General features: G+C 71.5%; 15 protein-coding genes. 7 read left to right on the forward strand and 8 right to left on the reverse strand.

The annotated features are described in order from the left end of the window. Positions 1-12 precede the first annotated feature (12 nt). The 5 genes from ACQEV8_RS16125 to ACQEV8_RS16145 form a co-directional block, all read right to left on the reverse strand. The gene (locus ACQEV8_RS16125; RefSeq protein WP_432960747.1) at positions 13-900 is read right to left on the reverse strand and encodes a carbohydrate ABC transporter permease; all 888 of its coding nucleotides are present in this window, start codon (positions 898-900) and stop codon (positions 13-15) included. Further along, positions 897-1,871, reverse strand: coding sequence for a carbohydrate ABC transporter permease (locus tag ACQEV8_RS16130; RefSeq protein WP_432960749.1), 975 nt, complete (start codon positions 1,869-1,871; stop codon positions 897-899). The genes ACQEV8_RS16125 and ACQEV8_RS16130 overlap by 4 nt, the downstream gene beginning before the upstream one ends. Next, positions 1,868-3,181: an ABC transporter substrate-binding protein gene (locus ACQEV8_RS16135; RefSeq protein WP_432960751.1), complete on the reverse strand. Its 1,314-nt coding sequence runs from the start codon at positions 3,179-3,181 to the stop codon at positions 1,868-1,870. Before ACQEV8_RS16135 ends, ACQEV8_RS16130 begins: the two co-directional genes overlap by 4 nt. A 185-nt stretch (positions 3,182-3,366) precedes the next feature. After that, positions 3,367-4,770: a sensor histidine kinase gene (locus ACQEV8_RS16140; RefSeq protein ID WP_432960753.1), complete on the reverse strand. Its 1,404-nt coding sequence runs from the start codon at positions 4,768-4,770 to the stop codon at positions 3,367-3,369. Then, positions 4,767-5,471 (reverse strand): response regulator transcription factor, encoded by a 705-nt coding sequence (locus ACQEV8_RS16145; protein WP_432960755.1) that lies wholly within the window; start codon positions 5,469-5,471, stop codon positions 4,767-4,769. The genes ACQEV8_RS16140 and ACQEV8_RS16145 overlap by 4 nt, the downstream gene beginning before the upstream one ends. Before the next feature lie 99 nt (positions 5,472-5,570). Between ACQEV8_RS16145 and ACQEV8_RS16150 the strand changes: the two genes are divergently transcribed. Next, a complete protein-coding gene (locus ACQEV8_RS16150) occupies positions 5,571-6,092 on the forward strand; it encodes a hypothetical protein (RefSeq protein WP_432960757.1) in 522 nt (173 codons plus the stop codon). Between the two features lie 42 nt (positions 6,093-6,134). Here ACQEV8_RS16150 and ACQEV8_RS16155 read toward each other — a convergent pair whose 3' ends face one another. After that, on the reverse strand, positions 6,135-7,004 hold the full coding sequence (locus tag ACQEV8_RS16155; RefSeq protein ID WP_432960759.1) for a spermidine synthase: 870 nt from the start codon (positions 7,002-7,004) through the stop codon (positions 6,135-6,137). Between the two features lie 63 nt (positions 7,005-7,067). Then, positions 7,068-7,418 (reverse strand): hypothetical protein, encoded by a 351-nt coding sequence (locus tag ACQEV8_RS16160; RefSeq protein ID WP_432960761.1) that lies wholly within the window; start codon positions 7,416-7,418, stop codon positions 7,068-7,070. Positions 7,419-7,671: 253 nt separating this feature from the next. Between ACQEV8_RS16160 and ACQEV8_RS16165 the strand changes: the two genes are divergently transcribed. Next, positions 7,672-9,123: a hypothetical protein gene (locus tag ACQEV8_RS16165; protein WP_432960763.1), complete on the forward strand. Its 1,452-nt coding sequence runs from the start codon at positions 7,672-7,674 to the stop codon at positions 9,121-9,123. 239 nt (positions 9,124-9,362) lie between these two features. Continuing rightward, complete coding sequence (locus ACQEV8_RS16170; RefSeq protein WP_432960765.1) at positions 9,363-10,598, forward strand: IS701 family transposase; 1,236 nt, start codon at positions 9,363-9,365, stop codon at positions 10,596-10,598. A 133-nt stretch (positions 10,599-10,731) separates the two neighbouring features. On the opposite strand, the gene ACQEV8_RS16175 is transcribed toward ACQEV8_RS16170, so the two are convergent. Then, entirely contained in the window at positions 10,732-11,325 is a 594-nt protein-coding gene (locus tag ACQEV8_RS16175; RefSeq protein WP_432960767.1) for a histidine phosphatase family protein, read from the reverse strand. Between the two features lie 188 nt (positions 11,326-11,513). On the opposite strand from ACQEV8_RS16175, the gene ACQEV8_RS16180 reads away from it, so the two are divergent. Genes ACQEV8_RS16180 through ACQEV8_RS16195 form a run of 4 tightly spaced genes read left to right on the forward strand, consistent with a single transcriptional unit; the run spans position 11,514 to position 16,645 of the window. Further along, a complete protein-coding gene (locus tag ACQEV8_RS16180) occupies positions 11,514-12,524 on the forward strand; it encodes a phosphatase PAP2 family protein (RefSeq protein ID WP_432972724.1) in 1,011 nt (336 codons plus the stop codon). Then, entirely contained in the window at positions 12,475-13,719 is a 1,245-nt protein-coding gene (locus ACQEV8_RS16185) for a hypothetical protein (protein ID WP_432960769.1), read from the forward strand. Before ACQEV8_RS16180 ends, ACQEV8_RS16185 begins: the two co-directional genes overlap by 50 nt. Then, positions 13,710-15,314, forward strand: a complete 1,605-nt coding sequence (locus ACQEV8_RS16190; RefSeq protein WP_432960771.1) for a hypothetical protein — start codon at positions 13,710-13,712, stop codon at positions 15,312-15,314. The genes ACQEV8_RS16185 and ACQEV8_RS16190 overlap by 10 nt, the downstream gene beginning before the upstream one ends. Beyond that, positions 15,311-16,645, forward strand: coding sequence for an AAA domain-containing protein (locus ACQEV8_RS16195; RefSeq protein ID WP_432960773.1), 1,335 nt, complete (start codon positions 15,311-15,313; stop codon positions 16,643-16,645). The genes ACQEV8_RS16190 and ACQEV8_RS16195 overlap by 4 nt, the downstream gene beginning before the upstream one ends. The last annotated feature ends 23 nt before the right edge of the window (positions 16,646-16,668 follow it).

Genomic DNA, 16,668 nt, shown 5'->3' on the forward strand with positions numbered 1-16,668 from the left:
CGCGTGGGCGGGTCAGCCCTTGTTGGCCCCCAGGGTCAGGCCGCTGACGAACTGGCGCTGGAGCACGAAGTACACGATCAGGGTCGGGATCGCGGTGAGCAGGGCGCCGGCGGCGACCAGGTTGGGGTCGGTGAAGTACTGGCCGGAGAGGTTGTTCAGCGCCGAGGTGATCGGCATGTTCTCGCCGGTGGAGATGAGCACGATGGCCCAGAAGAAGTCGTTGTAGATCCAGATGGAGAGCAGCGTCGCGAGGGCGGCCATCGCGGGCTTGCACAGGGGCAGCACGATCTGCCAGTACAGCCGCCAGACGGAGGCGCCGTCGACCAGGGCGGCCTCGGTCAGTTCGTGCGGCAGTGAGCGCATGTAGTTGCTGAGCACGAACGCGCAGAAGCCGGACTGGAACGCCACATGGATCAGCACCAGGCCGAGCGCGGAGTCGTAGAGCTTGCCGCTCATCGTGATGCCGGGCAGGTCGATCAGCAGGTACAGGCGGTACAGCGGGGTGATGATGACCTGCTGGGGCAGCAGATTGCCCGCCGTGAAGAGCAGCAGCAGCGACAGATTGACCCGGAAGTCGAAGCGGCTGACGTAGAAGGCGACCATCGACGACAGCAGCAGCGTCAGCAGCACCGCCGGGACTGCGATGATCAGGGTGTTCACGAAGTAGTGCGTCATGTCGGACTGCTGATACGCGTTGGTGAAGTTGTCGAGGGTCAGCTTGTCGGGCCAGGAGACATAGCCCTTCTCGCTGGTCTCCGCGTACGGCCGCATCGCCGCGAGCAGCGCCCACAGCAGGGGCGCCAGCCAGGCGAGCGCCGTGACGACGAGGAAGGTGTGCAGCAGGACCCGGGCCGGGCGGATCGGGGTGCGCTGCTTGACCGGTGCGCTCACGGTGCTCATGCGCGCCGCTCCTTCCGGAAGGTGGCGATCAGATACGGGATGATCACCGCGAGCGAGATCACCAGCAGGACGACGGCGATGGCGGAGCCGTACCCGACGCGACTGGACTCGCCGATGATGTTGTTGGTCACCAGGATCGACAGCAGTTCGGTGCCCTGGGCGCCCTTGTTGAAGACGAAGACCAGGTCGAAGGCGCGCAGCGCCTCGATGATGGTGACGACCAGGACGACGGTGTTGGTGGGCCGAAGGGTGGGGAAGACGACGTTCTTGAACGTCTGCCACTCGCCCGCGCCGTCCAGGGCGGAGGCCTCGCGCAGGGCTGGGTCGACGCCCTTCAGGCCGGCCAGGTACAGGATCATCATGTAGCCGGCGTGCCGCCAGGAAGCGGCGACCAGTACGGCCCACAGGTTGAGGTCCGGGTCGCCGATCCAGTCGATGTAGTGGCCGGGCTTGTTGGCGCCGATGACACTGTTGATCAGGCCCGTGTCGGGGTTGTAGACCAGCTGCCAGACGAACCCGATGACCGCCAGCGACATCACGACCGGCAGGAAGAACGCGGTCTGGTAGACGCGGCTGAAGCGGATCCTCTTGTCCAGCTGCACGGCGAGAAACAGCCCGAAGGGCGTGGGCAGCAGGATGAGGACCACGAACCAGACGACATTGTGCTCGACGGCCGGCCAGAACTGCGGGTTGCTGGTGAACAGTTCCCTGAAGTTCTGCAGCCCGACCCACTGGATGGAGTCGAAGCCGATGCCGTTCCAGCTGGTGAAGGCCAGGGCGATGGAGGCCAGCGCCGTCAGCCACACCAGGGCGACGTGCAGGATCGTCGGAAGGCCCGCCATCAGACCGAGCGTGATCCGGTCGCGGCGGGTGAGGAGGCGACGGTGGCCCGTCGGGCTCTTGCGGGGGACGGTACCCGGAGACGGCTCGGCGGCCGCCTCCGGGCTCTCGGTGGTGGTGTCGGTGCTCATGCGGAGGCGAAGATCGTCTTCTTCTGGCGCTCGATCGACGCGAGGATGCTGTCGACGTTCTTGGGGTTGCGGACGAAGTTCTGCAGCGCGGGCTGCATCACCGTGGACGTGAAGTCCGGCCGGGAGTCGCGGTCCATGAACTGCGTCAGGCTCTTCGCGTTGGAGATCATCTCGAAGGACTTCTTCTGCAGCGCGGTGTAGGAGGAGGTGTCGGCCTTGGTGGAAGCGGCCACCACGCTGGAGTCGGCCTTGAGGTAGATCTGCTCGGCCTCAGGGGTGCCGAGGTACTCCAGCAGCTTGACCGCGCCCGCCCTGTTCTTCGGCGCCTTGGAGAGCATGAAGCCGTCGGTGGGCGCCTCGACCGTGTCCTGGCCGTAGGCCGGGTCGATCTCCGGGAAGGCGAAGAAGTCCAGGTCGTCCAGGTCGGCCTTGTCGGTGAACTGCTGGCCGACGAAGGTGCCCAGCAGATACATGCCCGCCTTCTTCGCCACCAGCGTCTGCGCCGCGTCCTGCCAGGTGCGGCCCACCGCGCCGTCCTGGTGGAAGGGCAGGATCTCCGTCCAGTGGTCGAAGACCTTGCGCACCTTGGCGTCGGTCCAGGAGGCCTTGCCCGCCATCAGCTCGACATGGAAGTCGTAGCCGTTGGTGCGGAAGTTGAGCTGGTCGAAGGTGCCCATCGCCGGCCAGGCGTCCTTGTCGCCGAAGGCGATCGGGACCAGCCCGTCCTTCTTCATCCGCTTGCACAGGGCGACGAAATCGTCCCAGGTGGTGGGGACCTCGTAGCCGTGCTGGGCGAAGACGCTCTTGCGATAGAAGACCGCCCACGGGTAGGTGTACAGCGGCACGAAGTAGTACTTGCCGTCCTCGCCCTTGCTGAGCTTCTTCATCGCCTCGGGGAAGTCCCCGCCGATCTTCTGCCACACGTCGTCGATCGGGGTGGCGAGCTTCTTCGACGCGAAGAACTGCATCCGGTAGCCCGCGAACCAGGTGAACACGTCGTCCGGCGTGCCCTGCAGATAGGAGTTGATCTGCTCCTGGAACGTGTTGTGGTCCTTGGTGTTCACATCGACCTTGATGCCGGACTTCTTGGTGAAGGCGGCGTAGATCTCCGCGAACGCCTTCTTCGGCACCGCGTCCGAGGAGTTCGACCCGAGACTGACCGTCTTCGGATCGGCAGCCGCGCCACTGCCGCCGCAGGCGCTCAGCAGGGGTATGCCGGCGCCGAGCAGGGCGGCGCCACCGACGCCGCGCAGCAGGGTACGGCGACTGGGAGCGGGGAGAGCGAGTCCGGAGGAAGAGAGGTCGTGCATGAACGGCTCCTGAGTGCAGGGTTCGGCCACGAGGGTGTGGCGTGAAACCCGGTCGTAATCGACCAGAAATCAACTTGACCGAACACGGTGGCGCAATAACAGCCGTATGTCCGGTCATGCGTCAAGAGCCGTAGGCTTCGTTTGTCGAAACGTGACCGACCCGTGCACCGGGCGTTCCGGCAGGGTCAGTGAGAGGACCGGGAGCGGTGGTAGGCGGCGGCCAGCCTGCCGGGCCGTCGGCGCCGCACCGCTCCGCGCGGTCCCCTGCCGACCGGTGCCCTCCCGGCCGGCTGGATCCAGATCCGCACCTCGGTCCCGCCGAGCACGGAGGAGCCGATCCGTACGTCCCCGCCGGTCGACTCGGCGAGCCGGCGCACGATGTCCAGGCCGAGCCCGGTCGAGCCGTCGCTCCCGGAGCCGCGGCCCCGCGCCATGGCGGCCTCCGGGTCGGGTATGCCGGGGCCCGCGTCGGACACGAGGACGATCACCGCGTCCTCGCCGTTGTGCAGGTCGACCGCGAAGGCCGCGCCCTCCGGGGTGTGCCGGAAGACGTTGCCGAGCAGCGCGTCGAGCGCGGCGGCCAGGTCGGCGCGGGCCACGGGTATGCGCACCGGCCGCTCCGCCCCGGCCACCCGCCACTTGCGGCCCTCGTCCTCGGCCAGAGCCGACCAGAACGCCATCCGCTCCCGGACCACCTCGGCCGCGTCGCACCCGGCGCCCGGACCGGCCGCGGCCGTCTGCGGCTTGGCATCCCGGGCCGTACGGATGATGGTGTCGACCTCGCGCTCCAGTTGCTCGACCGCGGTCCGGGTCTGGTCGGCGGCCGGCCCCTCGCCGAGCGAGGCGGTGTTCAGCCTCAGCACGGTCAGGGGCGTGCGCAGCCGGTGGGACAGGTCGGCCGCCAGCTCCCGCTCGTTCGCCAGCAGTTGGACGACCTGGTCGGCCATGGAGTTGAACGCGACCGCCGCGAGGCGCAGTTCGGTCGGGCCCTCCTCGGGCACCCGGGAGCCGAGCTTGCCCTCCCCCAGTTCATGCGCCCCCTCGACCAGGCGTCTCGCGGGCCGCACCATTCGCACGCCCAGCCGGTCGGCGACCGCGACCGAGCCGAGGATCAGCGCGACACCGACAGCGGCGAGCACCGCCCAGGCCGTGCCCAGGCCGTTGGTGACCTCCGACTCCGGTACGTACACCTCGACGACCGCGATCTCGCCGGTGCTCAGCGCGACCGGCTGGAGCAGCGTCGAGCCGCCGGTGACACCGGTGGTGGAGGCGCGGCCCAGCTTCCGCACGGCCTCGATGTCCTGGCCGGCGGCGCGCTGCCGCCCGAGATCGATGGCGTCCTGGCCGTCGCCCGCCGGTATGTGCACGGCCATCCCGGCGTCGGAGCCGGCGGAGGCGACGACCCGCTCGAGCTGGTCGCGGTCGGTGGTGATGGACAGGGCGGGGGCGACGGCCGCGGCCTCCCGCTCGGCGCCCGAGAAGGCGCGGTCCCGGGCCATCTCGCGGATGACGAGTCCGAGCGGCACCGCGAAGGCGAGCACGACCATGGTGGTCACCGCCAGCGACACCTTGACCAGGGCCCACCTCATCGCGACACCTCCGCACCCGGTGGTTCGAGCTTCACACCGACGCCCCTCAGGGTGTGCAGATAGCGCGGATTCGCGGCCGTCTCCCCCAGCTTCCTGCGCAGCCAGGACAGATGGACGTCGATGGTCTGGTCGTCGCCGTACGACTGCTGCCACACCTCGGCGAGCAGCTCCTTGCGGGGGACGACGACGCCGGGCCGGCGGGCCAGGAAGGCGAGCAGGTCGAACTCGCGGCGGGTGAGGTCGAGCCGTGCGCCGTCCAGCTCGGCCTGGCGCCGCAGCGGGTCGACGGTCAGACCGCCGACCAGGATCACCGGGGACGGCTCTTCCCCGCCCGCTCCGGAGCGGGCCCGGCGCAACACGGCCGCCATGCGGGCCGACAGGTGCTCGACCGAGAAGGGCTTGGTCAGGTAGTCGTCCGCTCCCGCGTTCAGCAGCCGGACGATCTCCGTCTCGTCGTCCCGGGCCGTGGCGACGATCACCGGCACGTCCGTGATGCCGCGCAGCATCTTCAGGGCCTCGGACCCGTCGAGGTCGGGCAGCCCGAGGTCCAGGATCACCACGTCGAAGCGGACATGGGCGACCTCGCGCAGCGCCTCCAGTGCCGTACCCACGCTGCGCACGATGTGCGAGGCGTCGGTCAGGTGCCGGATGAGCGCCGAGCGTACGAACTGGTCGTCCTCGACCACGAGTACACGTGCCATGCGCCGCACCGTACGCCATCTCGAACAGCCCGGTGCGGGCCTGTGGACAACTCTCGTTTGTGGACAACTCATGGGACGCGTGGGGCAGTATGGCCCGCGATGCGCAGAGGACTCGTACACGTACTGGCCTGGCTGCTCGCCACGGGCGCGGCGGTCACGCTGTCGTGGTGGGGTGTCCACACGGTGATGGCGGGCACCGCCTACGACCCGCCGCGCGCCCTGCCCATCAAGGCCGCCGACGTGACCAGGCAGGAGCCGGAGCAGTCGGCCACGCCGACTCGGCGTCCGAGTCCGCCGCGGCGCACCCCGAGCACACCGCCCGCCTCCAGGCAGCAGAGCCCGACCCCCACGAAGCCGTCCAGCCCCTCCCCCACGGCCCCCGCCGCCGCCTCTGTTCCCGGAGAGGTCAAGAGCTACGACACCGAGGGCGGCCGGGCCGTCTTCGACCTCGGGCGGGCCTCCGCCGCACTGGTCTCGGCGACCCCCGGGGCGGGCTGGTCGATGCAGGTGTGGAAGACGGAGTCATGGATCCGCGTGGAGTTCTCCTCGGGCGCGGACCGGGTGTCGGTGTTCTGCACCTGGCACGACGGGCCGCCGCGCGTGGAGGTCGGGACCTACTGAGCGACATGCGGAGTGCCGTACGGGGTCACGTCCCGTGCGGGGTCATCGGAACACCGACGCGGGCGGCGCCGGGGACGCCATCGCCTCGAGGTCCCTCACGGGCACGGCGCCGCCGGTGAAGTCGGTGAGCGTCCTGCCGTGCTCGACCCGGCCCGGATGCGGGTCGGAGGCGGCGCGGCGGGTCAGTTCGGCGACGGGCAGCGGATGGCCGGAGGCGACCAGGACGGCGTTCCCGAAGCGCTTGCCGCGCAGCACCGTAGGGTCGGCGACCAGCGCCAGCTCCTCGAAACGGGCGGCGGCGGTGGCGATCTGGCCTCGCAGGTGGGCCAGCGGCGGCCCGTCCGCGAGGTTGGCGGCGTAGACACCGCCGGGCTTGAGGGCCCTGCGGACTCCGTCGAGGAACTCGGTCGAGGTCAGATGGGCCGGTGTCCGGGCCCCGCTGAACACATCGGTGACGACCAGATCCGCCCAGCCGTCCGGCACCTTGGCGAGGCCCTCGCGGGCATCGACGGACCGCACCCGGATCCGCGCGTTCGGATCCAACGGCAGCTCTCGGCGGACCAGTCGCACGAGGGCGGCGTCCCGTTCGACGACCTGCTGAGTGGAGCGCGGCCGGGTGGCGGCCACGTAGCGGGCGAGGGTGAAGGCGCCGCCGCCGAGGTGCACGGCGTGCACGGGCCGGCCGGGCGGAGCGGCGAGGTCGACGACGTGCCCGAGCCGGCGCTGGTACTCGAAGGACAGATACGCGGGATCGTCCAGGTCGACGTGCGACTGCGGGGCTCCGTCGATCACCAGGGTCCAGGCGCGGACCCGGTCACGGTCGGGGATCAGCTCGGCGAGCCCGCCGTCGACGCTCTCGACGACGGCTTCCGCGTCGGCCTGTCTGCGCCGGCCGCTCCTCGACTTACCCATGGGGTCATTATCGGGGTCGGGCCGGTAAGCGGGGCATACGCCCAGGGCGGCCACTCCGGCGCCTCAGCGGCAGCTGTCCGCCGCCTTGATCATCCGGGCCGCCTCTCCCAGGGCCTCGCGCAGCACCGCGGGGTCCGTCGCGAGGTCCGTCTCGCCGGGCGGCAGCAGCCAGTCCGAGCCCACCACCGGCGGCTCGGGGGCCAGGGTCGTGCCGCGCCCGCCGGTCCCGGTGCAGGTGCTCCCCGGCACGTCCCACGCCGCGGCCGTCCCCGGCGGCACCAGGAAGCCAAGCGTGCCGCCCCCGTCGTCGTGCAGGACGGGCCCGACGGCTTCCGCGGTGCCACGCCGCAGGATGTCGACCGCCTCCAGCCCCTGCCGGGCCGGCACCGTCACGACATCGCAGCTGATCTCCATCCCGGTCTCCTCCCGGTCCGCGGGGTTCAACGCGGCCGCCCGTCAACGGCTACGGCGGAAGTCAGCCGCAAAGGATGGCAGTTCATGGCAGATCACGTATGAGATATCCGGTTTGTAGCCAAACCCAGCGTGACGGCTCCGACACAGCAGGTACGTTCTTGCTCGCCGGACACAGGGCAAGGATGTACGGGCAATGTGTACAAGTCTCCCCATTTCCGGCATGGTTCGACGGTTCGCACGAGAGGACCCGGCCATGGCGTCGTCAACAGTGACCTCGTCCCCACCCGATCGGCCGCCACGGCCGAACCTGGCCTTCCGGCACCTGCGCGGACAGCGCTCGCCGGCCGAGTTCGCCGCGGTGATCCGCCGGGCCGCCCTCGAGATCGGCGAGCAGGTCAGCTGTGACGCGCGGTACATCGGCCGCGTCGAGGCGGGCGAGATCCGCTGCCCCAACTACGCGTACGAACGGGTGTTCCTACATATGTTCCCAGGCCGCACGCTCACCGACCTGGGGTTCGCGCCCCGCTCCTCGGTACGCGGACGCCGGGCGCGCGACACCGAGGACGCGCCCCTGACGTGCACCACGAACCCGGCGAACGCCACGAGTGAGACCAGCGGGGCGTGCGAGCCGTATGAAACGCAGAACCCGTACGACCCGTACCACCCGCACGACACCTACGAGGAGAGCGACGTGCTACGTCGCGCATTCATGACCAGCGGGGGCGCCACCGTGGCCGCCGCCTCGCTGGGACCCGTCGGCCTCTCCCTCGACGCCGCGGCGGCGCAGCGCCCCGTGCGACGCGCCGGGTCGAGTGACGCGGGTGCCCTGGAAGAAGCGGTCCGCCGCATCCGGCTGCTCGACGACCGGCACGGAGCCGACGGCCTCTACCGCCGCGCGGCCGCCCCGCTGCGGGCCGCCTACGCCCTGCTGGACGCCGGCGCGACCCGGCGGACCACGGCGGACCGGCTCTACTCCGGCGCCGGTGAACTGGCCATCTCCGTGGGCTGGCTGGCCCACGACTCGGGACGCTTCGACGACGCCCGCTCCCACTACGCGGAGGCGCTGGCGACTGCCCGGATGACCGGCGATCCGGGCCTGGAGGCGCACGCCTTCTGCAATACGGCGTTCCTCGCGCGCGACGCGGGCCGGCCGCGCGAGGCGGTCCGGGCGGCCCAGGCCGCGCAGCGCGTCGCCCGGCCCGTGGCCTCGCCCCGGCTGATGTCGCTGCTCGCGCTGCGCGAGGCGGGCGGCTGGGCGGGACTCGCCGACCGCGTCGGCTGCGAACAGGCACTGGCCCGGGCACAGACCCTCTTCGACCGCGGCACCTCGGAGGCCGACCCCGAGTGGATGAGCTTCTACGGAGAGGCCGAACTGGAAGGTCTGGAGGCGCAGTGCTGGTCCACGCTCGGCGACTGGCGCCGGGCGGCACGGCACGCACGGCGGGCGGCGGACCTCCAGGATCCGCACTTCACGCGGAACATCGCGCTGTACACGGCGGAACTGGCGGACGACCTCGCGCGGGGCGGCCGCCCCGACGAGGCGGCGGTGGCGGGGATGAAAGTGCTGGATCTGCTGGAGGAGGTCCAGTCGTCCCGCATCCAGACGATGCTGGCGGCCACGGCACGGGTGTTGCTCCCGCATCGCCGGGCTTCCGGGGTGTCGGCGTTCCTGGAGAGGCACGCGTCGGCCCCGAGGGTCACCTAGGGCCTGTCGTTTGGATCAGGTCGCAGGAAACTGACGGTTCCTGGAAATCGCCGGTGAGCGGGGTCTGGTGCGTGCAGTTGCAAGGCGGAGGAGGGCGGCGATGCGGAGCATCGGCAACCGACGACAACGCGGCAGATGCGCGTGCCGGACCCCGCGTCTGCGGCGTGATCCAAACGACAGGCCCTAGTAGTGCTTCGTTACGTTGAGTGATCTCGGCTGGTTGTGGGCAGCCTCCCAGGGTGAAGTTGGGGGAGGTGGAACGGCTCCGGGGTGAGTTGTCGGAGTTCGTTGCCGATGTGTTCGGGTCGTTTCCGCGGCGGGATCAGCGGCGGTGGGGTGAGTGCTATCTGCGGGGCCTGATGCTCGATGGCCGGCGCAAGTCGATCCAGCCGATGGCCGAGCGTCTGCCGGACGGGAACATGCAGGCCCTGCAGCAGTTCGTGAATCAGTCGCCGTGGGACCCGTTACCGGTGCGGCGGCGGATCGCCGAGCGGCTGTCCAAAGTTGTCAGGCCCGAGGTGTGGGTGATCGACGATGTGTCGTTGCCCAAGTGCGGCAAGGCGTCGGTGGGGGTGGCCCGCCAGTACTGCGGAGCACTCGGCAAACGGGCGAACTGCCAGGTCGCGGTCAGTGTCCATGCCGCCACCGACACCGCCTCGTGCCCGTTGCAGTGGCAGTTGTATCTGCCGCGTGAATGGACGGACGAGCCGGACCGATGCCGCAGAGCAGGAGTCCCCGACGACGTGGTGCACCAGGAGAAGTGGCGCCTCGCGCTCGGTCTACTGGACACACTCGCCAACTGGCAGTTGAAGGCGCCGGTCGTGGTCGCCGACGCCGGATACGGCGTCAGCACCCCCTTCCGGCTCGGCCTTGAGGAGCGAGGGCTGTCCTATGTTCTGGCCCTGAACGGGAAGGAAGTCGCTCACCCGGAGAATACCGAGCCGCACCAGCCTGCTTATGGCGGGCTCGGACCGCCCACCCTTGCCCGCTACCGCACCTCGCCGCGAGCCGTTTCCGTCCTCGCAGCGGAGGCGGGTGCGGAGCGGTTCACCGAGGTGACCTGGAGGCAGGGCAGCAAAAGCGCGATGACTTCGCGGTTCGCGGTGCTGGCAGTGCGGCCCGCGGGCAAGCAGTCCCTGGCCGCAGCCCAGGCGGCGGGCGGCGGCCGCAACCAGTGGGACGGTGTCCTGCCCGTCCAGACACTCCTCGTCGAGTGGCCAGACGGCCAGGACACTCCGACGGACTACTGGATATCGAATCTGCCCGCCACCACACCGGCCGCTGACCTGGTGCGGTGGGCCAAGATGCGCTGGCGGATCGAGCACGATTACCGCGAGCTCAAGCATGGCCTGGGACTGGACCACTTCGAGGGCCGCACCTGGCGCGGCTGGCACCACCACGTCACCCTGGTCACCGCCGCCCAGGCGTTCCTCACCCTCAGGCGGCTCGACCCAAAAGTCCGCACACCGGCCTGACCCTCTATCAGGTCCTCGACGTTCTTCAGGACCTGCTGAGGTGCTGGACCGGTACCTGCACCACCTGCGGACGCCCCCTGCCCAACCCCCGAAGAAGCCACAGACAGCCCAGAACCTAACGAAGCACTACTAGTTACCCGAGGTGCCCGATGTCGTTCCAGCTCTCGAGCGCCGGCTCGCCGTACGCCCAGCCCAGCACCGACAGGGACGTCGGATTCAGCCGTATCCGGGCCGCGAAGTCGATCGGCAGGCCCAGCCACCGGGCCCCGAGGGTGCGAAGGATGTGCCCGTGGGCGAAGACCAGGACGTCACGGTCCTCGGAGCGTGCCCAGGAGACCACCTCGTCCGCCCGGGCCGTCACCTCGGCGAGGGTCTCGCCCTCGGGGACGCCGTCGCGCCAGATCAGCCAGCCGGGCCGGACGGCCTGGATGTCCGCCGGGGTCATGCCCTCGTAGGTTCCGTAGTCGACCTCCAGCAGCGCGTCCCAGACACGCGCGCGGTCGCCGAAACCGGCCAGTTCACATGTTTCACGCGCGCGTGACAGCGGGCTGGTGCGCACCTCGACGCCGGGCAGTCCGTCGTACGGCGCCCGGTGCAGGCGCTCGCCGAGCAGCTTGGCACCACGCCTGCCCTCCTCCAGGAGGGGTACATCGGTCCTGCCGGTGTGCTTGCCGGACAGGGACCACTCGGTCTGTCCGTGCCGGGCCAGCAGGACGCGCGGAGCCATGGGGGACCTTCCCGGGAGAAAACGCGAGCGGAACTCCTCCATCATCGCGCACCCTGGTCGCGGGCAACCCGGGGGGCGATCTCTGCGTCTTTGAGGTCCGGAGGGCGCCCCCAGGGCGCGCACACGCACCGTAGGGTGGCACGACCGGCCGGCGGGGAGCCGTGACGACGAAGGGGGAGGGCGATCGGATGCCGCACACCGAGACACCGGGCACCGAGGCGGCCCCTGCGCCCCGGCTGCGCTGGTGGACGGAGCTGCCGCTCATCCTGCTGGTGTACGCGTGCTACTCGGCGGGCCGGCTCCTCGTGCGGGGCGACGTCTCCGGGGCGGTCGACAACGGTCTGGCGATCCTGCGCATCGAGAAGGCGCTGTATCTCAACGCCGAGCACCCGCTCAACCGCCTCTTCACGCACGAGGCGTGGATAGGCATACCGGCGGACTTCTGGTACGCGTCGCTGCACTACCTGGTCACGCCGGCGATCCTCATATGGCTCTTCCGCTCCCGGACCGTGCGCTACCGCGCCGCGCGCACCTGGCTGTGGACGTCGACGTTCGTCGGTCTCATCGGCTTCACCCTACTGCCCACCTGCCCGCCCCGGCTGCTCGACGCGAGCCACGGCTTCGTGGACACGATGGCCCAGTACAGCTCCTACGGCTGGTGGGGCGGCGAGGCGAGCGCCCCGCGGGGCCTGGGGGGCATGACCAACCAGTACGCGGCCATGCCGAGTCTGCACGTGGGCTGGGCCCTGTGGTGCGGAGTGATGCTGTGGCGCTACGGCGGTACGCGCCTGGCGAAGACGGCCGCCGTCGCCTACCCGCTGATCACCACGATCGTGGTCATGGGCACCGCCAACCACTACTTCCTCGACGCGCTCGCGGGCGCGGCCGTCATGGGCGTCGGACTGCTGCTGGCGCCGCTGGTGATGCGCACGGCGGACCGGGTCAGGGCTCGGTTCCTGCCGCGGTTCGCGCCGGTCGCCCCGGTCGCGGCGGGCACCGCTTCCGCATCCGCCTCCGCCGTTTCCGCCGCGAATTCCGCGGCCTCTTCCGCCGCGGGTTCCTCGGATGTCAGTGCCGGATGCCAGACTTCCGCGGGTGAGCGAATTCCACGGCAGCGCGATGCGCGGTTCGGAGCGGGAGCCGAGCCGAGTGCCTCTCCCCAGGACGCGGGGGACGGCGCTCCGGCAGCGGCTCGCTGAGCTGCGCGGGCCCGACGTACCCGCGAAGGCACTGGACGCGCGCGCTCTGGCGGCACTGGCCGCCAACCCCGGTTGTGCGCGGCGCGCGATCCTCGACGGTGCCGGGGTGAACAAGGCGGCCCTGGCGAGCGCGCTGGGTGCGCCGTCGGCCTTCGGGCAGTCCCAGTTCGCGCTCACCCGGGGCAACGCGTTCGAGGCGCGGGTCAAGGCCGACGGCGGCGCGGAGCTGCTGCGGCTGGTGCACGAGAAGCTGGACCGGGCCGCCGAGCCGCCCACCGAGGCGCGGGTGCCCGACCTGACCGCGACCGGCCCCCAGGGGCGCACGGCCCGTACGGCGCTGGAGCTGCGGGAGGCCACCGCGCACCCGGGCGTGTGGACGCTGCTCGACCACCCGATGCTCGCGCTGGACGTCGCGGGCTCCCCGGCGTTCCTGGAGCCGGACGCGGTCGTGGTGCACCCGGACGGCAGCTGGACCGTGGTCGAGATCAAGTCCTTCCCACTGCTGGACGGTTCGGCGGACCCGGCGAAGGTCGGGGCGGCGGCCCGGCAGGCGGCGGTGTATGTGCTGGCGCTGGAGGAGGTCGCGAAGCATCTCGGCACGGAGCCGGAGGGGCGCGCCGGTGACGAGGAAGCGAGCGGGCGGAGGCCCGAAGGGTCGAGCACGATCGTCCCCTCGACACCGGCTGAGGCGCCCCGGAGGCGGAGCGCCCAGGGCACGGCTCCGGCCCCGCGCGTGCGGCACCGGATCCTGCTCGTCTGTCCCCGGGACTTCTCCAACCTGCCGGCCGCGTCCGCCGTCGACATCCGCAAGCAGCGTGCGGTGACGGCCCGCCAGCTGGCCCGGCTGACCCGTATCGAGGACATCGCCGACGAGCTCCCCGAGGGCACATGCTTCTCCCCCGAGCTGCCCGCCGACGAGCTGACGGCCGCCGTGGAGTCGGTCCCGGCGACGTACGCGCCCGAGTGCCTGTCCGCGTGCGAGCTGGCCTTCCACTGCCGGGGCCGGTCCCGGGAGGCGGGCGCGGTGACGACGCTCGGCCGCCCGGCGCGAGCGGAACTGGGCGGCCTCGAGACGGTGGAGGACGTCCTCGCGGCGGCCCGCGGGGAGGCCGGGGACCCCGGCGACCCGGCGGTGGCGGCGCTGCGGCGGGCGGCGGCCCTGCGCGCGGAGGCCCTGGAGGCGGCGTGTCGCTGATCTCCACCCTGGCCCGGCTGGAGGCCGTCAGCACCGGGCGCGCCCAGCCCGCCGCCACCGTCCGGCACCGGCATCTCGGCGACCGCCCGCTGGTGTTCGTGCCGCTCATCACCGCCGGTGAGGCCGGTGCCCCGCTCGGCGCCCTGGTCGGCACCGACCGGGACGCGCCGCGCCTCCTGGTCGTCCCGCAGCCCCGCGACCGCGACCTCAGATTCGCGTTCCTGGCCGAACTGGCCGACGTGGTGCTGCCGTACGTCGACGCCTACGCCGAGGTCGTGGAGGCCGCCGAGCGCACCGAGACCGACCCGGAGACCGGCAAGCGCGTCAAGGTCGAGGTCGACCTGTGCGCGGACGCCCCGCAGCTGATCGTGCCGAGCCGCGCGGGCATCGACCTGGTGCGGCTGCTCGGGCGCTCCACGCGTTTCCGGCGTACGGCGGAACAGGACCCGGAAGCGCCCTATCCGGCGCCGCCCCGGGTGCCGTTGCTCGGACGGTGGCTGACGCACTTCGGGGAGCGGGCCCGGGTGCCCGGCTCCTCGCTGCTGCTGGCGATGACCGACGTCCTGGGCCGGCACTGGGCGACCGGGCAGTCCACCCTGGAGGACCAGCACCTGGGGGCGCTGCTCGCCTGGATCGACCCGCCGCAGGGCCTGTCCGGCGCCGAGGCCGCGCTGCGGGCCGAGCTGGAGCGGGACGACCGCGGCCAGCTGACGTGTCCCCCGGCCGGTCCGGCCACCGACCCGGCGTTCGACAACAAGCTGCTCGCCCCGGCCATCGAGCGCTACGACCGGGCCCGCACGGCCCATGCCGTCGCCGAGGACGGCATGGAGGCCGACGACCGGCTCAGCTCGCTGACCGTGGCGGAGCGGGAGATCCGCGATCTGGTGCTCAGCCGCACCCGGCCCACCTGGGACGCGATCTGGCGCGGCCTGGACCTGCTGCGGGAGCTGCCCGCGGGGACGCATGCCGAGGAGCGGTGGACGCGCGACCGCTGGTCCTTCACCGGCCACCGCGACCGGGTCCTGGCAGGCGAGCCCCCGCAGCCGCGCCGCGACGACGCGGTCACCGCGGCGAACAAGCTCGCCACACGCGAGCGCGAACAGGCCCGGCTGGAGGCCCAGGAGGCCCTGGACGATCCGCTGGTGATGGCCGGACGGCGGCTGTCCGGGGAGGCGTTCGCGGGCGAGGTCACCGACGTCGTGATGGCGTACAGCGAGAGCAAGCGGCCCAACCCGCGCCCCCTGGTCACGGTCCGCACGGACGACCGGCCGCAGCTCGGGGAGCGGACGAAGGTGTACCGGTCGCTGGGCGGGAAGCCGCAGTCGGCGGAGTTCGTCGGGGACGAGGAGGCGGACGGGGAGGACGGCGCGTACGTCGTGCTGCGGGTCCTCGACAAGATGGGCCGCGGCAAGGAGCCCGAGCCGGGATCGGTACCGGAGAAGGGCGACCGGGTCTGCTTCACGCTCTTCGAGCACGAGCAGCGGGGCGGCGCGAAGCTGCCCGACCCGGAGGAGACGCCGTGGACGCACGGCGGGCCTCCCGGTGAGCCGGCGCTGGAGTCGGCCGACCCGGTGACCGCGGAGGATGTGCTGTGACGACGGTCTTCGACCCCTCCGCCGCCGCGACACAGGCCACCGACGCGATCCTCCACGACACGCTGTACGGCACCGCGCGCGGAGTGGTCGTCGATTCCCCGCCCGGTGCCGGCAAGTCCACGCTGGTCGTCCGCGCGGCCCTGGAACTCGCCGAGGCCGGTCACTCGTTGATGGTCGTCGCGCAGACCAACGCCCAGGTCGACGACCTCGTGCTGAGGCTCGCCGAGAAGAACCCCGAGCTGCCGGTGGGCCGGCTGCACAGCAGCGACGCCGACCCGTACGACAAGGCGCTCGACGATCTGCCGAACGTCCGCAAGTCGGCGAAGGCGGGCGACCTGGCAGGGCTGGCCGTGGTGCTCTCGACGGCGGCGAAGTGGGCGCATGTGAAGGTCGACGAACCGTGGCGGCACGCGATCGTCGACGAGGCGTACCAGATGCGCTCGGACGCGCTGCTCGCGGTGGCCGGGCTGTTCGAGCGGGCGCTGTTCGTGGGCGACCCGGGGCAGCTGGACCCGTTCGCGATCGTGGGCAGCGAGCAGTGGGCGGGCCTCGCCTACGATCCGTCGGCCTCGGCGGTCACGACCCTGCTGGCGCACAACCCGGATCTGCCCCAGCACCGGCTGCCGGTCTCCTGGCGGCTCCCGGCCTCCGCGGCTCCCCTGGTCTCGGACGCCTTCTACCCGTTCACGCCGTTCCGCAGCGGCACCGGCCCGGGCGATCGCGCCCTGTCCTTCGCCGTCCCCTCCGACGGCTCGGGTCCGGACCGGGTGATCGACGAGGCGGCCGTATCGGGCTGGGGCCTGCTGGAACTGCCCGCGCGGCACACCCCGCGCACCGACCCGGAGGCGGTACGGGCGGTGGCGACGGTCGTACGGCGCCTGCTGGACCGGGACGGCGCGGCGACGTCGGAGCGCTCACCGGACCCGTCGCCCCTCACCGCCGACCGGATCGCCGTCGGCACGGCACACCGGGACCAGGCGGCGGCGGTGCGTTCCGCTCTGGCGGACCTCGGCGTCACCGACGTGGTCGTGGACACGGCGAACCGGCTGCAGGGCCGTGAGTACGACGTCACGGTGGTCCTGCACCCCCTCTCCGGCCGCCCCGACGCCACCGCCTTCCACCTGGAGACAGGCCGCCTCTGCGTCCTGGCCTCCCGCCATCGGCACGCCTGCGTCGTGGTGTGCCGGGCGGGAGTGAGCGACCTGCTGGACGACTATCCGTCCACGGAGCCGGTACAGCTGGGGACGGTGGTGAAGTTCCCTGATGGGTGGGAGGCGAATCACGCGGTGCTGGCCCTTCTGGCAGAGCACCGCGTGACGTGGCGCCCGTAGCCCGCACGGGCAGACCCACACGT

Origin of the sequence: Streptomyces sp. CA-179760, from assembly GCF_050937045.1 — a bacterium.
Classification (GTDB): Bacteria; Actinomycetota; Actinomycetes; order Streptomycetales; family Streptomycetaceae; genus Streptomyces.